At 41.4% G+C, this 14,990-nt stretch carries 17 protein-coding genes and 1 other RNA gene; 10 read left to right on the top strand and 8 right to left on the bottom strand.

The features are described from left to right. Positions 1 to 15: 15 nt before the first annotated feature. Both I6N90_RS10345 and I6N90_RS10340 read right to left on the bottom strand, forming a co-directional pair. The gene (locus tag I6N90_RS10345; protein WP_197935430.1) at positions 16 to 210 is read right to left on the bottom strand and encodes a hypothetical protein; all 195 of its coding nucleotides are present in this window, start codon (positions 208 to 210) and stop codon (positions 16 to 18) included. Positions 211 to 361: 151 nt separating this feature from the next. After that, positions 362 to 1,165: a YitT family protein gene (locus I6N90_RS10340; protein ID WP_197935857.1), complete on the bottom strand. Its 804-nt coding sequence runs from the start codon at positions 1,163 to 1,165 to the stop codon at positions 362 to 364. A gap of 185 nt (positions 1,166 to 1,350) precedes the next feature. Here I6N90_RS10340 and I6N90_RS10335 point away from each other — a divergent pair, with 185 nt between their 5' ends. Beyond that, the gene (locus tag I6N90_RS10335) at positions 1,351 to 2,973 is read left to right on the top strand and encodes a DEAD/DEAH box helicase (RefSeq protein ID WP_197935429.1); all 1,623 of its coding nucleotides are present in this window, start codon (positions 1,351 to 1,353) and stop codon (positions 2,971 to 2,973) included. An 89-nt stretch (positions 2,974 to 3,062) separates the two neighbouring features. Here I6N90_RS10335 and I6N90_RS24720 read toward each other — a convergent pair whose 3' ends face one another. Further along, the gene (locus I6N90_RS24720; RefSeq protein WP_232242844.1) at positions 3,063 to 3,161 is read right to left on the bottom strand and encodes a YjcZ family sporulation protein; all 99 of its coding nucleotides are present in this window, start codon (positions 3,159 to 3,161) and stop codon (positions 3,063 to 3,065) included. A gap of 166 nt (positions 3,162 to 3,327) precedes the next feature. On the opposite strand from I6N90_RS24720, the gene I6N90_RS10330 reads away from it, so the two are divergent. From I6N90_RS10330 to I6N90_RS10320, 3 genes are all read left to right on the top strand, one after another. Further along, positions 3,328 to 4,143: a YesL family protein gene (locus I6N90_RS10330; protein ID WP_197935428.1), complete on the top strand. Its 816-nt coding sequence runs from the start codon at positions 3,328 to 3,330 to the stop codon at positions 4,141 to 4,143. A gap of 45 nt (positions 4,144 to 4,188) precedes the next feature. Further along, positions 4,189 to 4,373, top strand: a non-coding RNA gene (gene ssrS / locus I6N90_RS10325) — 6S RNA. Positions 4,374 to 4,487: 114 nt separating this feature from the next. After that, a complete protein-coding gene (locus I6N90_RS10320) occupies positions 4,488 to 4,877 on the top strand; it encodes a DUF1499 domain-containing protein (RefSeq protein ID WP_197935427.1) in 390 nt (129 codons plus the stop codon). Positions 4,878 to 4,954: 77 nt separating this feature from the next. Here the strand turns inward: I6N90_RS10320 and tpx are convergent, their stop codons facing one another. Beyond that, the gene (tpx, locus tag I6N90_RS10315) at positions 4,955 to 5,473 is read right to left on the bottom strand and encodes a thiol peroxidase (protein WP_197935426.1); all 519 of its coding nucleotides are present in this window, start codon (positions 5,471 to 5,473) and stop codon (positions 4,955 to 4,957) included. Between the two features lie 103 nt (positions 5,474 to 5,576). Between tpx and I6N90_RS10310 the strand changes: the two genes are divergently transcribed. Together I6N90_RS10310 and I6N90_RS10305 are read left to right on the top strand one after the other, a co-directional pair. Next, positions 5,577 to 6,221, top strand: a complete 645-nt coding sequence (locus I6N90_RS10310; RefSeq protein ID WP_197935425.1) for a rhomboid family intramembrane serine protease — start codon at positions 5,577 to 5,579, stop codon at positions 6,219 to 6,221. 36 nt (positions 6,222 to 6,257) lie between these two features. After that, positions 6,258 to 7,157 (top strand): LysR family transcriptional regulator, encoded by a 900-nt coding sequence (locus I6N90_RS10305; protein WP_197935424.1) that lies wholly within the window; start codon positions 6,258 to 6,260, stop codon positions 7,155 to 7,157. 78 nt (positions 7,158 to 7,235) lie between these two features. On the opposite strand, the gene I6N90_RS10300 is transcribed toward I6N90_RS10305, so the two are convergent. Beyond that, positions 7,236 to 7,901, bottom strand: coding sequence for a zinc metallopeptidase (locus tag I6N90_RS10300; protein WP_197935423.1), 666 nt, complete (start codon positions 7,899 to 7,901; stop codon positions 7,236 to 7,238). Between the two features lie 34 nt (positions 7,902 to 7,935). Beyond that, the gene (locus tag I6N90_RS10295) at positions 7,936 to 8,376 is read right to left on the bottom strand and encodes a MerR family transcriptional regulator (RefSeq protein WP_197935422.1); all 441 of its coding nucleotides are present in this window, start codon (positions 8,374 to 8,376) and stop codon (positions 7,936 to 7,938) included. A gap of 301 nt (positions 8,377 to 8,677) precedes the next feature. Between I6N90_RS10295 and I6N90_RS10290 the strand changes: the two genes are divergently transcribed. From I6N90_RS10290 to I6N90_RS10280, 3 genes are read left to right on the top strand one after another with little or no spacing between them, the layout of a single operon-like run. Next, a complete protein-coding gene (locus I6N90_RS10290) occupies positions 8,678 to 10,018 on the top strand; it encodes an ammonium transporter (RefSeq protein ID WP_197935855.1) in 1,341 nt (446 codons plus the stop codon). 36 nt (positions 10,019 to 10,054) lie between these two features. Next, on the top strand, positions 10,055 to 11,113 hold the full coding sequence (locus I6N90_RS10285; protein WP_197935421.1) for a DUF294 nucleotidyltransferase-like domain-containing protein: 1,059 nt from the start codon (positions 10,055 to 10,057) through the stop codon (positions 11,111 to 11,113). A 30-nt stretch (positions 11,114 to 11,143) separates the two neighbouring features. Next, positions 11,144 to 11,878, top strand: a complete 735-nt coding sequence (locus I6N90_RS10280) for a 3'-5' exonuclease (protein ID WP_197935420.1) — start codon at positions 11,144 to 11,146, stop codon at positions 11,876 to 11,878. Here I6N90_RS10280 and I6N90_RS10275 read toward each other — a convergent pair. Beyond that, on the bottom strand, positions 11,864 to 12,295 hold the full coding sequence (locus tag I6N90_RS10275; protein WP_197935419.1) for a Mov34/MPN/PAD-1 family protein: 432 nt from the start codon (positions 12,293 to 12,295) through the stop codon (positions 11,864 to 11,866). The genes I6N90_RS10280 and I6N90_RS10275 overlap by 15 nt on opposite strands. A 225-nt stretch (positions 12,296 to 12,520) precedes the next feature. Here I6N90_RS10275 and I6N90_RS10270 point away from each other — a divergent pair, with 225 nt between their 5' ends. Beyond that, the gene (locus tag I6N90_RS10270) at positions 12,521 to 13,057 is read left to right on the top strand and encodes a TlpA family protein disulfide reductase (RefSeq protein WP_197935418.1); all 537 of its coding nucleotides are present in this window, start codon (positions 12,521 to 12,523) and stop codon (positions 13,055 to 13,057) included. A gap of 214 nt (positions 13,058 to 13,271) precedes the next feature. On the opposite strand, the gene cimA is transcribed toward I6N90_RS10270, so the two are convergent. Further along, positions 13,272 to 14,885: a citramalate synthase gene (cimA, locus tag I6N90_RS10265; RefSeq protein ID WP_197935417.1), complete on the bottom strand. Its 1,614-nt coding sequence runs from the start codon at positions 14,883 to 14,885 to the stop codon at positions 13,272 to 13,274. Between the last annotated feature and the right edge of the window lie 105 nt (positions 14,886 to 14,990).

The following is a 14,990-nucleotide window of genomic DNA, read 5'->3' as shown; positions in this document are numbered from 1 at the left end:
GTATTTCCCGAACTGTCATTGTAATAAAGTCTGTCTCTGCCCATTACAAATGCTGTGTTGTACAATTTCCATGGCATCGGCCGGTTCAAGTAATGCGAGCCCATCACGGAGTACAATAGGAATGTCCAGTTCACGCGAGGTGAGAAATGAACTGAGCTCTGGGGCAAGTCTTTCTACAATTTGTGACAATTTGACCGTTTCCATATCCATCTTAGCCTCACCCTTTCATACTAATAGTCAGAAACTATAGAGATATAGGGAAAAACCTATGGCATGAAACATTAAGCTACGGGATATACACATTATAACAGAGACATTTTCAAAAACATAGTTTTTGGGAACAAAATCCATTCTTGCGTAGTTATGTAGGATCTTGTTTCTTGAAATCACCGACTATGCCGACGGTTTCCACGATGTTAATGAAAGCATGCGGGTCGATCGTTATTATTGCTTTACATAACTCGTTAAGTTCATACTTTGTTCTTACGGTCATAAGCATATCTTTTTCACTAGATGAAAATGCACCCCTAGTCTTTACAATAGTTATTCCACGGGGATGTGTTAATAACTTCGCGAGCAATTCCTCCGTTTTCGTCGTAATGATAAAAGCGGTTACTTTAATATGCTTCACATGAATAATATCTACTACTTTACCCGCTGAAAAAATTGCAATAAGTGAATATAAGGCCAGATCCCAGTTTTGAGTAAATATGATGAGAATGGCAATGACAGAACCATTCAACAGAAAAATGATCATACCAACAGGGAGATCGTGTCTTCTAGTCACAATAGAAGCGATGATGTCAAAGCCACCGGAAGAGCCTCCGTATCGTAATGCAAGACCACTGCCAAATCCGATAATAATTCCGCCGAACACAGCACCTAATAAAATCTCTTCTGCAATATGAAGAACGGGTATGATCTGTAGGAAAAGAGTGGTAATGAGTACAGAATACATACTCCATATAATAAATCTTCTGCCAATTGCGAACCAACCCCAAATAAGAACAGGGATGTTAAGTAGTAAATATAACCAAGCGATATTTCCACCGGTTAAATAACCAATCATCATGGAAATACCTGACAATCCACCGCTAAGTAATTGATGTGGGATTAGAAATAGATTAAAACCTGCCGCGACAAGCAGGGAACCGAAAGTCATCATTGGTAAGGTTAACAAATAGCGTCGTTTATGATGGTTCAAGGCAATCGCTCCAATGCGTAAGGTTTGTCTTATTCTGTCCGATTAGTATGGCTTTCCATCGTTAACTGGTATTCACGATGCTATCTGTGCTATAATGATTTGGATATTCTTAAGTAGGCTGTAGATAGAAGGAGTTTGAGAAAAGTTTGAAAACATTTGCTGAATTTGGCTTGGAACCGAAAGTGTTGCAAGCAATCACGGAACTTGGATTCGAGGAATCAACCCCGATTCAAGACAAATCGATTCCGGTGGCACTGACTGGCAGAGATCTTATCGGCCAAGCCCAAACCGGTACTGGAAAAACAGCGGCATTCGGAATCCCGCTAATTAACAAGATTCCAACTAGCGAGGAACGCATCGTTGCATTAATTATGACGCCAACCCGTGAACTCGCTATTCAAGTGGCTGAAGAGATCGGGAAGCTTACTCGATACAAAGGCCTTCGCTCGTTGCCGATTTATGGAGGTCAAGAAATTGGCCGTCAGATTCGCGCGCTGAAGAAGAAGCCGCAAATCATTATCGGTACACCTGGACGTTTGCTTGACCATATTAACCGTAAAACAATCCGTCTTGAAGATGTACAAACTGTTGTACTTGATGAAGCGGATGAAATGCTTGACATGGGCTTCATGGAAGACATTCAGTCTATCCTTAAGCTTGTACCAGCTGAGCGTCAAACGATGTTGTTCTCGGCAACAATGCCAACGAACATTCAGAAGCTTGCACAACAATTTTTGAAGGATCCAGAACACGTTTCTGTTATCCCTAAACAAATTACTGCACCTTCGATCGAGCAATCGTATATCGAAGTTAATGAGCGTCAGAAGTTCGAAGCACTAAGCAGATTGCTTGACATGGAATCACCTGATCTTGCAATCATCTTTGGTCGTACAAAACGTCGTGTTGATGAGCTAAGCGAAGGGCTTCAAAAACGTGGATACTCTGCAGACGGTCTGCACGGTGATTTGTCACAAAATCAACGTGACAGCGTAATGCGTAAGTTCCGCGATGGAAGCATTGACGTTCTAGTTGCAACAGACGTTGCAGCACGTGGACTTGACGTTTCTGGCGTAACGCATGTTATCAACTTTGACTTGCCGCAAGATCCTGAGAGCTACGTTCACCGTATCGGTCGTACAGGCCGCGCAGGTAAAGAAGGTACAGCTTGGTCATTCGTTACACCTCGTGAAACGGATCACTTGCATTTCATCGAGCGCGTAACGCGTCAACGTATGACTCGCAAACCTTTGCCAAGCATTGCTGAAGCAATTGAAGGCAAACAACGTATTACAGCTGAACGACTAATTGAAGTTGTTCAAAACGAAGAGTTCTCCGAGTACAAAGCGATTGGTATTCAATTGCTTGAGCAATACGATTCCGTTCATCTTCTTGCAGCAGCGATTAAGCTTCTAACAGGTGAGAAGAAAAACGTAGAAGTTGAATTGACTCCGGAAGAACCGCTACGTGCTAAAAAACGTAGACCGGATATCCGTTCCAACGGTCGTCCATTCAATCGTAGCGGCTCGTCATCTTCCTCCTCTTATGGTGGCGGATCACGTAGTGGCGGAAGCGGTGGCGGAGGTTATCGCGGACGTGATGACAGACGTAGCAGCGGAAGCAGCAACGGTGGTGGCAGCTCGCGTGGCGGTTATGAAGGTCGCGGCGGAAGCGGTGGCGGTTACGGTGGCAAGCGTAGCAGCGAAGGCCGTCCTAGCGAAGGTCGTAGCAGCGAGACTCGTCGTCCAAAACCAACATCAGAAGATAACTAATAAGTAACAAAAACCGGTGAAGTCCGTGATGCCTTGCGGGCATCCGGATCTCACCGGTTTTTTGCGCATTGTCTATCCACTCATGTGGATTAGAATATTAATATTGTTTTTGTGATGATGACCAGAAGGATAAATAGTACTAGGATAGCGCCTGTAGTGTCGTGAAAGCCGTGGCCTACGTTGCTCATAATTGCAACCTCCCATAATCATCGTATTTGCTCAGTACCATATATCCTATGCGAAAAGTTCAAATGGGTTTAGACTGAGGCCTATATAAAGGGAATTGGGCGGACGAATGTCCTGCTGTTTTGTAGTCTAGAAGAAGACATTTACTTTATTCTGGAGGCAGATCTGATGGAAGCAAAGGGACTAATGGGAGGACTTTACCGAATCTCCGAATGGATTATGAGGTTATCGGTTATCAATTTATTGTGGATTATTTGTTCTTTGCCAGTTGTTCTTTTATTCTTTTTTGAAGGATATATTCTGTTTCAAGTTACTCAGCAACAAATTGATCAATTTGGACCGATGTATTTCCTAGCAAGACCTCTGTTGTATGCGAGTATTTTAGTGCCATTAACGTTGTTCCCTGCTACTGCGGCAATGTTTACTGTTGCACGTAAGTGGGTAATGGGGGAGACAGATGTTGCGCTATTTAAGACGTTCTTCCGAGGTTATAAGGAAAATTTCAAGCAAAGTGTGATCGGTGGATTTGTATATACGTTGCTATTTATCATTATAATCGTTGATTTCATTTGGTTTAAAGAGCAATTACCTATCATTGCTTATCTTTTTATTGCTTTATTCATATTGCTAGTAGTATCGTTATTTAATTATTTTTCGATGATGGTTCATTATCATATGAAAATGTTTCAATTGATAAAAAATGCACTTTTAATTACGTTAGGGAAGCCGTTCCGTTCTTTTTCTACTGCAATAATGTGCGGTTTTGTCGTATATGTTAGTTTCTTTCATATCCCATTTCTTGTTTTGTTTTTCATGGGTAGTATTGTTGCCGCTGTAGCATTTTGGAACTTTAACCTCATCTATATGAAGTTGCAACAACAAGCGGAAAAGATGAAAGCCTCTGAAGTGGAAGCGGTTGAAGAAGCTGCAGAAATGAATCGTGAAGATTTAGTTAAAGGCGATTCGAACAAACCCAACAATTAACAATGACTTAACATTTACTTTTGCGACAGTTCGGTCTATAATAGCTATACCCTGCGATGTTCGTTGCGGCTTTTCGTTGTTTTGAACCAATGGCTGTTTCACGGGAGACCTAAATTGCATTGCGGCTGACATGCCCCCGAAAGGGGATCTCAAAGGCATTGTTGCGGACACCCACCTGCTTAGAGCAGGGTTCAGAAACATGTAAGTCGGACGGCATAGGCGGGTCTTATATGTAATATTAAGAGCTTTTATCGGGAGAAATCCTGTAAGAGCTCTTTTTTCATGTATGAAAACGTGTTATGATTAAAAGTAATGTATATAGACGCTAGAGGAGGAGGTCGTTGTTGTTGAAGCGGACCTTAATCGGACTACTGCGCAGTTACGAACAAACGGGCGACAAGGCTAAAGATCCTATGCTGAAATCGCGCTTCTACAAGCTTTCGAAGGACAAGGCTTGGGAGGAAGTTGTGTCGACCCTTAAGAAGATACAAGGATATACAATTCTTCATGAGGTGCAGTCCGTTGGTGAAATTGTGATGGAGAGACGTACAACATTTGGTAGAACAATGGATATTACAGTTTCAGTTATAAGTGTTGGCCCGCTCACATCCGCGGTTGATGTTTATTCCGCATCCAGAGGTTCTTTGGGTGATCTCGGTTCCAATTATCGTGTTATTATTGATATTTATCGTGCTTTAGATAAGAAACTTGCTACTCATAAAGTAAATAGTTAATACATAACAAAGCGAGGAAGGATATCCTTCACTCGCTTTGTTTGCACTCTATTATGTTAATGGTTCTAAAGACAATATTATACGAGTGCTTTCGCAGCTTCAATTGCTTGCTCGTAGTTTGGATGTTCAGTCATTTCAGATAAGTATTCAACGTATTGAATATTGTTTGCGCCGTCAATTACGAAGATTGAACGCATGTCTAGGGCAAACTCTTTAATAAGTACGCCGTATGACTCGCCGAAACTGTTTTCTTTGTAGTCAGACAACATAACAACTTTATCGATGCCTGCTGCTGCGCACCAGCGAGATTGTGCAAATGGAGTATCAACGCTAACTGTTAGTACGATAACATTGTCACCAAGTGCTGCTGCTGCTTCGTTGAAACGACGAGTTTGAGCGTCGCATACACCAGTGTCGATGGAAGGGACAACACTTACAAGTTTTACTTTACCTGCATAATCTTGCAAAGAAACGATTTCAGTCAACGATTTGTTTAGTTTAAAATCGGGTGCAACGTCACCAACTTTAAGTTCAGGGCCAACTAATGTAATTGGGTTGCCTTTAAGAGTAGCAACGCCAGTGCGTTCTTGTGTCATAATTATTTTTCCTCCTTAAGATGGTTTGATTGATACGTCATTTATTATAATCGTTTAGAAACATCGTTGTCCAATAAATGGTGTGAGGAATGGAGGCGGCTACATGATATTTTTACGTTATGAGAGCTTTGGGTCATATTTACGTTTTTATCCGGGGACTTCTATCATTGTTGCTCTTAACATTATTATGTTTATTATTGTCGCTATAAATGGTAATACGAATGATGGAATGCATCTTTTCCGATATGGTGCTTTTTTTACGTCGCTTTATGATGATCCATACGGGCTTAAGGAACCTTGGCGTTATGTGAGTTCGATCTTTTTACATGCAAACTTTAAACATTTACTGTTTAACCTTTTTGCAATTGTTGTATTTGCTCCGCCCCTAGAACGATTGCTCAAGACGGCAAAATATGTTCCTTTTTTCATCCTGACAGGTATAGGTGGAAATTTGTTGGCTGCTGTTATGGCGGTTGTTGGTGATAAGGATTACCATCTTTCGGTAGGTGCCTCTGGTGCAATATACGGCGTTTATGGCGCTTTCGCCTTTATTATTATATTTCGCAAGGCAATGTTGGATGAGGCTTCTCGTAAAACAGTAGCGATGATATTAGGTTTCGGAATTGTTTATTCAGTTCTTGTGCCTCAAATTGATCTATGGGCGCATATTGGTGGGGCGATTACAGGATTTCTGCTTTTCGCTCTTTTCGATCGATCGAAAGTAAGGAAACAGATTGAGAGTCAGTAAAAATTACAGTTTATTACGGGAGAGAGATCGGACAGTATGGAACTTCGACAGCTTCATTATTTTGTTAAGGTAGCAAGAAAAGAGCATGTCACGCAAGCTGCTGAGGAGCTTCATGTTGCACAATCGGCAGTTAGTCGTCAAATCCATCAACTCGAAGAAGAACTTGGAGTAAAATTGTTCGTACAAAAGGGGAGAAATCTTCAGCTCACTCCAGTTGGTGCGTTGTTTTTAAAAAGAGCTGAAGTAATCTTGGCCGATTTGGAACGGGCTGTTATTGAAATTCATGAATTTTTGGACCCTGAGAAGGGGGAAATCCGAATCGGATTTCCACACAGCTTAGGAATATCACTTATTCCTCAAGTTGTGGCTACATTTAGGAAAACGCATCCAAACGTTAAGTTCAGGTTCAAACAAGGAATGTACCCATCACTTATAAGAGATCTGCTTAAAGGTGATATAGATTTAGCATTTATTTCACCATTTCCTAAGGAGCATGATCAAGTATGCGGCGAAGTTCTGTTGACTGAAGAGCTTTACGCTATATTGCCGCCTGGGCATCCATTGTCTGAAGAAGAAGAAATAGAGCTTCGACAATTGGAGGAAGAAAATTTCGTATTATTTAGTGAAGGGTATTCTCTTCGTCCGATCGTTTGGGATGCGTGTCAGTCGGCAGGCTTCGAGCCGAAGATCGGATTTGAAGGGGAAGAGACGGATACGATTAGAGGATTAGTGGCGGCGGGAATGGGAGTAAGTTTACTTCCAGAGTTAGCACTTCAAAATACCGGTCCGTTGCAACCAGCAAAAGTGCGAATTAGTGAGCCGTCTGTTACACGTACAATCGGAATCATACATCGTAGTAATGAAAAGTTGCCTTTAGTTGCAAAAGTGTTTCACAGCTTCCTGCTTAGGTATTTCCAAGATCGTGAACAACAATAGTATGTTCGTATAAAAAGAGCCTTCCGATGGTGCTAATGACCATTCGGAGGGCTCTGTTTGTTTGCTAGGGAAGGTAAATTAATTTCTGTTGTTCAAAAAAATCATTATATAACGGAACAACTCAAGTAAGGAAAGGAGAGCCGCCGCAACGTAAGTGAGAGCTGCTGCATTAAGTACTTTGGCAACACCACGTTCTTCATCATTTGTAATAAAGCCTTCGGAAATCATGAGATCACGTGCACGACTGCTTGCGTTAAATTCAACTGGTAGTGTGATAAGTTGGAACACTACAGCTATCGAAAAGAACACGATACCTACTCCAACAAGGCCTGTCATCTGGAATAGAATACCACCAATTAACAAAAATGGTGCAATACCTGATGCAAAGTTGACAACAGGGAATATGCGGTGACGTGCTACAAGAAACGGATAGGAAATTGAATGCTGTATGGCGTGTCCGACTTCATGACATGCAACTGAAACGGCAGAGATTGAATTTTCATAATAAACAGGTTCTGATAACCGGACAACACGCTTCATTGGATCGTAATGATCGGTTAACGCTCCGGGTACAGGTTCAATCGGTACATCGTGTAGTCCGTTATTGTCTAACATTCGTCTTGCGGCCTGATAACCGGTAAGTCCGCTTCCTATCGGCACTTGTGCCCATTTTTTAAATGTTCCTTTTACACGGAACTGAGCCCATATCGTCAAAGCGAAAGCAGCAATAATTAGTATATACATGAAATCATTCCTTCGTCTAGGTGTAGTGGTGCAGTTACATGAGGGAACTTTTGTTCATTAGCAACATTAGTGCTTCAATACACGCCGCCGTCTGAGGGGTTAGACGTGTATACAATCGATTAGCTTGCCTAGGTTTAAGCTGTTTAATAACTGGCTCTAGTTCTTTAACTTCTCGTTCTAACTGTGATAGATGTTGTTGAATTTCGGTTAACTTAAGAGAAATTTTCTCCTCTGGCGAAATTTTGCTCCAGCTGTTCAAATTCGCTTTAATCTCATCTAACGTATATTTATCTTTTTTCATCTCCTCGATACGCTCAAGCCGATGCAATGTTTCATATGAATACAGCCGGTAATTTTTATCAGAACGCTTTGCGGGTTCGATCAAACCGATTGAGGTGTAGTAGTCGATTGTTCTTGGGCTAATTGTCGCAAGTTTGGATAACTCGCCGATTCGGTATAACGTAGTTGCGTCCACTTCTTCACCGCCTTTACTTATGCTTCTTTATATAAAGTAATGATAATAGTAAAGCAACCGTGTAGTCAAACGAATGATGGCAGTTTACAAATAGTTCGAATTTTCATGTTAGGTGAAAAAGTGTGAATGATGTGAGGTTTGTTAGTGTGTCTTAATTATTTTGTAAAAAAATGAAAATGTTTATTGTCAAAATGGTTTCTCCAATCTATAATGGCAATAAGTCTTTCACATCGTGTGAGGAAATATAACATTAAAGGGAGTGGCCGTATTGATTAAAAAAACGTTTTTTGCTTTGGGTTTAATGACTATCTTGTTTCCAGTAGTAGCTTATGCACAAGATCCTTCTAATGCAACGCTGAATATGGGTCTGAATTCATTATGGATAATGCTCTCATTTATTCTCGTACTCCTCATGCAAGGTGGATTCATTTTACTTGAAGCTGGCTCTACCCGGATGAAAAATGCTGGTCATGTTGCTGGAAAAACAATTTTTACAGTCGGTTTAGCGGGTTTAGTTTATTGGGCAGTCGGATATGGTATCGCTTTTGGCGGTGATAATGCAGATAGTGGGCTGAGTAAGTTTATAGGATGGGGTCAATTTTTCTTTAATCCTGGTACAGCCGCAGCAGATGGTGCTTCGTATCCTTCAGCAGTATTTTTCCTCTTTCAATTAGCATTTGCAGCAATTTCGTTGTCCATCGCATGGGGTGGATTTGCAGAACGCGCTAAACTTTCCTCATACATCGTTTTTACAATCTTCTTTATTGCTTTTATCTATCCTGTAGTCGCACATTGGATTTGGGGCGGTGGTTGGCTTGCAAAACATGGCGCGCAAGATTTTGCCGGCTCGACGGTCGTTCACTTAACTGGAGCAATTGCTGCATTTGTTGCAACGGTACTGCTTAAACCTCGTATCGGTAAATTTAATAAAGATGGCTCGCCAAATGAAATTTTGGGACATAATCAAGTATTTACAGCATTGTCGGTCTTACTTCTTTGGGTAGGCTGGTTCGGATTTAATGCAGGCTCAACGGTAGCGATCGGTGACGGATTTTTCACTTATGTCGCTTTCACAACAATGTTAGGTGCTGGAGCAGGTGGTGTAGCTGCACTAATTATTGCATGGGCTGTTACAGGCAAAGCTGATATTACAACGATGTTAAATGGTACATTAGCAGGTTTAGTAGCCATTACTGCATCTTGTGCATTTGTTGATCCATGGGCGGCTGTTGTGATCGGACTTATTGCTGGTGTACTTGTATTTTACAGTGTAAAAATGTTCGAAAAATTTAAAGTAGATGATCCAATCTATGCACTTTCTGTTCATGGTATGGCAGGTATTTGGGGAACGCTTGCTAATGGTATATTTGCGACACAAGCGCTCGCTGAAAAAGTTAATGTTGGTCAAGGTGGATTGATTGACACTGGAAGTTGGAAGCAATTACTTGTGCAATTGGAATCTGTTGTATTTGCTGGTGGTTTCGTATTAATTGCATCATTCATTGTACTTGGAGGAATGAAGTTAATTATGGGCTTCCGCGTGACGGAAGAACAAGAAATTGTAGGTCTTGACCTAAGTGAACACGGAGCTTATGGTTATCCTGAGCAACTGAAAAAACCAAGTCAAGATGTGCAAGGCTAGTAGATAAAGGGATTGACCGAAGGGGGAGAGCGGCGAATGGGTGACTCATTGCGATCGCTTCATTCCAAAATGATTAATTCCATTAATCATGTGGATGGATTGCGAACTTTGAGGGATCAAATACACGAACAGATAAAAGCTCTCCTTAATGCACGGCCGATCGAACAACTAAATGAAGGATTAAATGAAACGCATGATGCTATTATTTCACGAGCAATTGCGCTTTCAGAAGCGGAGATGGCACGGCTGGGGAAAGGTTCCCCGCCTGTGCCTTACGCATACTTATTGTTCGGTAGCGGTGGACGGATGGAGCAGACACTGTCTAGTGATCAGGATAGTGGAGTTGTGTATCAGGATTGTGAAGGCAACAGGGAAGCGATAAAGAACTATTTTGAACAATTATGCAAGCTTATCGTTAAAAATCTAATCGTTATTGGATATCCACCTTGTGATGGAAAGGTGCTTAGCGACAATGCTGACTGGTGCCGTTCATTAAGCGAATGGGGGAATGTGTTAGAGAATTGGTTTCAAGAGCCTGATTGGGAAGCGGTTCGGTATTTATTAATTGTTGCAGATTCACGCTGCGTTTATGGAGAAATGTCACTTTTTAATTCCTTAAAAGATATGTTCTTTACAGATACGTTGAACAACCCAATTATTTTGAAACGAATGTTAGAAAATACGATGAGACATAAGTTGCTCGTCGGTGTATTTGGTCAGCTTTTAAGAGAACGGTATGGAGAAGATGCCGGTAGTCTTGATATTAAGTATGGTGCTTACATTCCGATGGTAAATTCTATTCGATTGCTATCTATCCAGTCTAATATTCGAGCGACTTCTACGTTAGAACGGTTAACTAAACTTGTTGAGGTAGGCAAAATATCACCCGTGGATGGGGAGCTCTTTGCACAATCATTCCGGCTGATTTTGAGATTAAGATTAATGACAACAGAACAAAAGGTGGATGGTATCTACACGAATTCGGGTAAGCTTCATAGCAGTATGTTAACGAAAGAAATGATTGACGAGCTTAAGAACAGTCTGAGGCAAGGGAAAAGACTGCAGCGGGTCGTAACGAAGCAAACTTTGGGTTAGTTTATGTAAGAAGTAAGGCGGTGGAGTCATTTGAAAGAGCGAAAAGGCGTAGGACGGATGTGGAGCCTGTACAAAATGGGAGGGGTCACACCTGCGATAGCTTCAATGCTTGGTTCGCAAAACGCACAACAGATGGCATTTATTCGCAATGCAAATCGTGAGCAGCGCAAGCAATCATTGCTTGAAACTCCGCTCAAAGAGCTGGAAATTGTCGTGTTTGATTTGGAGACGACGGGCTTTAACTCCAATAATGGAGATGAAATCATCTCTTTTGGTGCTGTTGTTGTAAAGGGTGGGGTGATTGATCAAGATAATAGTTTCTATAGCTTGGTCAATCCGAAACGCCTTATTCCAAGTGCTATCGTTGATCTCACAGGGATTACGAACGAGATGGTACAGGATGCGCCTGATTTGATGAGTGTTCTACATGACTTTTTGGCCTTTATTGGGAGACGATTGCTTGTAGCGCATGCTTCTGGTCATGATAAGCAATTTCTAAATGCAGCTCTTTGGCGAACTTCGAAAGTAAATATGAATCATCGTATTCTCGATACGATGATGATAGCAAAGTGGCTTGAGCCAAATCGGCAAGGCTACAGTTTAGATGAATTGCTGATTAGTTGTAATATTCCGATCGTTGATCGTCATCATGCATTACAGGATTCGATTATGACTGCTAAACTATGGCAACAGTATTTGGACCGAATCGTTGAACGAAATATTACAACGTTAGGTGATCTGTATGCTTATTTAAGTCAGCACTAATGAGACTGCTTTAAAGTAGCCATTGGATTTCGTATAAGGTTGAACATTTGGTGCGAGAGAATTTTCCAATGAAACGATCCAATAAGTAAGCTCTGATGAAGGTAAAAAACCTGAGTAGTCTCGTAATGACGGAAATGGCGCCGAATGTGGATGAGAATGGTAAATACCAACAAGCGTTTGACCTTTTTTTTGCATTTCAAAAAAAGCAGTTGTCCATTCTTTTGGATCAAATGAAAAAGAATTAGAAGGACTGTTATGGACATTTTTGATTGGAAAAATAATAGTAGCAGCATCTTCGTTTTCACTTCTTGCTAGTACTCCGCAAGCCTCCATTGGCAAAGCTTTGCTGCATATAAGGATAAGCTCTTCGTATGCGCTTTTTGTAATTTTCCCCGATGTTTCATTCGTGCGCATCATTAATCGCCACCCACTAGTGTATTTTCAACATTATATACGATTGTAAGGAATAGCGTTAAGGATTATAGGATTATAGGTATGAACAAAGGTGTGTTAAGGGAAAATAAATATAAATGTGAACATGAGTAGTGACGGATTTATGGCTAATCTGCCCACTGCCTTGAGCTTCCATACTCCACGTGTTACGATGGGGTTAATTTGATTTTCCATGAAAGTAGGAACAACATGAAAAATGTAGTTACTGTGTTTATCGTCGCTTTTTTATTTGCTGGCTTAGCCGTTTATCAATATGCACAAGATGATACTTCTGCCGAACAATCGTCAGCTTCCGCTGATTTCAAGCCAAAGGCGGGATTTCAAGCTGCTAGCTTCGCTTTGCCTGATTTGGATGAAAACCCTTTAGATGTTGGTGGCAAAGGATCAAAACTAACTTTTCTTAATTTTTGGGCTTCATGGTGTGGCCCGTGCGTATTGGAAGCACCGGATTTGCAAAAGTTGCATGAAAAGTATGGCGACAAAATTGCAATGATTGGTGTGAACTCCACTAAATTTGATAAGGAAAGAGCAGCGAGGAAATTCGTTGTGGATCATGGTTTCACCTTTCCAATATTAATGGATCGTAAAGGAGACGTTACAGAGCAATATAAAGTGAATATGTATCCAACGACGTTTCTCATTGATAGTGAAGGCGTAATAAGAGAAAGAATAAATGGCGTCATTCCGTACGACGAATGGGAACGATTAATACAGAAGTGGTCATAAGCAGGGATGATTGTAGAAATAGAGTGGTGTGGATGCTGAATCTACACCACTCTATTTTTGTTTTGGGGTAGTTTTGCGGATGCGAGCAAGTAAAGCGGTGCAACCCGAGAAAATCGGGTTGGAGGAGCGTGTACGCACCAGCGAGGCGCAAAAAAAAGACTGGCCATAGCAGCTAACACTGCAGAGGTCAGTCTTTTACGAAATTCAATAAGATTTAATGGTTAATGAGTCCAAGGCGTTCTGTAGAATCAGTAACATTGCCCTCTACTTTGTCCATTTTCAAGAGTGCATAACGGACGCTGTCGAGCAATGCTTCCCAGCTCGCTTCAATAACGTTACTGGAAACACCAACGGTGGACCATGAATTGTTTAAATCAGTTGACTCGACGAGTACGCGTACTTTGGCTGCAGTCGTGTCCTTTTCGTCGATGACACGTACTTTATAGTCAGATAGGTGGAACTCTTCAATTTTCGGATAAAATTGAACCAATGCTTTGCGGAGGGCATTGTCGAGTGCATTAACCGGTCCATTGCCTTCAGCAGCGGTGTATACTTGTTGTCCACCGACATTAATTTTGACAATCGCTTCGGAAATCATCTCACCGTTTGTTTTCTCCACGTGCATTTTGAACGACTCCACTTTAAATACGTCTTCTGTTTCAGTGAACGCGTCGCGAAGTAGAAGCTCTAGAGATGCGTCAGCACCTTCGAATTGGTAACCTTGATGTTCCAATTCTTTGATTTGCTCAATAATTTGTTTTGTTTTATCATTGTTCGCGTTTATGTCTAGTCCAAGCTCATGTGCTTTAGAGATGATGTTGCTTTGGCCTGCGAGCTCAGAAACAAGAATGCGCTGCTTATTTCCGACTAGCTCCGGATTAATATGCTCGTACGTTTTAGAATCCTTCATAATAGCAGACACATGAATGCCACCCTTATGTGCGAAAGCAGCATTACCGACATATGCTTGGCCAATCGGCATATGCACGTTTGCAATTTCACTAACATAACGTGCTGTATTCGTTAACGTACGCAATTTTTCTTCCGGTAAACAATTGTATTTCATTTTTAGTTGAAGATTAGGAATAATGGAACAAAGATTTGCGTTGCCGCATCGTTCGCCATAACCGTTAATTGTACCTTGTACTTGCCTTGCTCCTGCTTGTACAGCGGATAAAGTGTTTGCGACAGCAAGTTCACAATCGTTATGTGTATGAATGCCTATAGGAGTAGTTAATTGTTCTTTTACTCTTGTGACAATTTCGTGAATTTCGCTTGGCAATGTTCCGCCATTGGTGTCACATAGCACAAGCCAATCTGCTCCTGCATCCTGAGCTTTACGTAATGCAGCAAGTGCGTACTCAGGATTATGTTTGTAGCCGTCAAAAAAATGTTCTGCGTCGTACATGGCTTCTATGCCGTTTTGTTTTAGAAATGCAAAGGAATCATAAATCATCGCAAGGTTTTCTTCCAACGTCGTTTGAAGAGCGGTATGCACATGGAAGTCCCATGCTTTACCTACTAACGTAGCAGCCGGAACACCAGATTCCACAATTCGTAGAAGGCTCGCGTCTTGCTCTGCAAGACTGTTTTTGCGGCGAGTACTTCCGAATGCAGTTATTCGTGCGGATAGATTTAAGGCTTTGACACGTTGAAAAAATTCAATATCTTTACTATTGCTACCGGGATTACCACCTTCGATATAGTGAACTCCCAGTGCATCTAGCTTCTGGGCAATTTTTAACTTATCGTCTGCGGATAGGCTGATCCCTTCGCCTTGAGTTCCATCACGCAGCGTCGTGTCAAAGATTGAAATGATATCGGACATTTGTTATGACGCCTCCTTCATTGATAGCCTTTTCAAATCATAATTTAGAATTATATCACTTTATCTATTTAAAGTAGAGGGGGGATTGTCGGATTTTTCAATTTA

Source organism: Paenibacillus sp. GSMTC-2017 (genome assembly GCF_016019935.1).
Classification (GTDB): domain Bacteria; phylum Bacillota; class Bacilli; order Paenibacillales; family Paenibacillaceae; genus Pristimantibacillus.
Note: the sequence above shows the minus strand (reverse complement) of the source record. Positions and strands in the feature narration are given on the sequence as shown.

Bases quoted from the DNA above. Each gene is read 5' to 3' on its own strand.
- I6N90_RS10345 (WP_197935430.1), bottom strand. From the start codon at position 210: ATGGATATGGAAACGGTCAAATTGTCACAAATTGTAGAAAGACTTGCC.
- I6N90_RS10340 (WP_197935857.1), bottom strand. From the start codon at position 1,165: ATGATGACTTTCGGTTCCCTGCTTGTCGCGGCAGGTTTTAATCTATTT.
- I6N90_RS24720 (WP_232242844.1), bottom strand. From the start codon at position 3,161: ATGAGCAACGTAGGCCACGGCTTTCACGACACTACAGGCGCTATCCTA.
- I6N90_RS10330 (WP_197935428.1), top strand. From the start codon at position 3,328: ATGGAAGCAAAGGGACTAATGGGAGGACTTTACCGAATCTCCGAATGG.
- tpx (WP_197935426.1), bottom strand. From the start codon at position 5,473: ATGACACAAGAACGCACTGGCGTTGCTACTCTTAAAGGCAACCCAATT.
- I6N90_RS10310 (WP_197935425.1), top strand. From the start codon at position 5,577: ATGATATTTTTACGTTATGAGAGCTTTGGGTCATATTTACGTTTTTAT.
- I6N90_RS10305 (WP_197935424.1), top strand. From the start codon at position 6,258: ATGGAACTTCGACAGCTTCATTATTTTGTTAAGGTAGCAAGAAAAGAG.
- I6N90_RS10300 (WP_197935423.1), bottom strand. From the start codon at position 7,901: ATGTATATACTAATTATTGCTGCTTTCGCTTTGACGATATGGGCTCAG.
- I6N90_RS10290 (WP_197935855.1), top strand. From the start codon at position 8,678: ATGACTATCTTGTTTCCAGTAGTAGCTTATGCACAAGATCCTTCTAAT.
- I6N90_RS10285 (WP_197935421.1), top strand. From the start codon at position 10,055: ATGGGTGACTCATTGCGATCGCTTCATTCCAAAATGATTAATTCCATT.
- I6N90_RS10275 (WP_197935419.1), bottom strand. From the start codon at position 12,295: ATGATGCGCACGAATGAAACATCGGGGAAAATTACAAAAAGCGCATAC.
- I6N90_RS10270 (WP_197935418.1), top strand. From the start codon at position 12,521: ATGAAAAATGTAGTTACTGTGTTTATCGTCGCTTTTTTATTTGCTGGC.
- cimA (WP_197935417.1), bottom strand. From the start codon at position 14,885: ATGTCCGATATCATTTCAATCTTTGACACGACGCTGCGTGATGGAACT.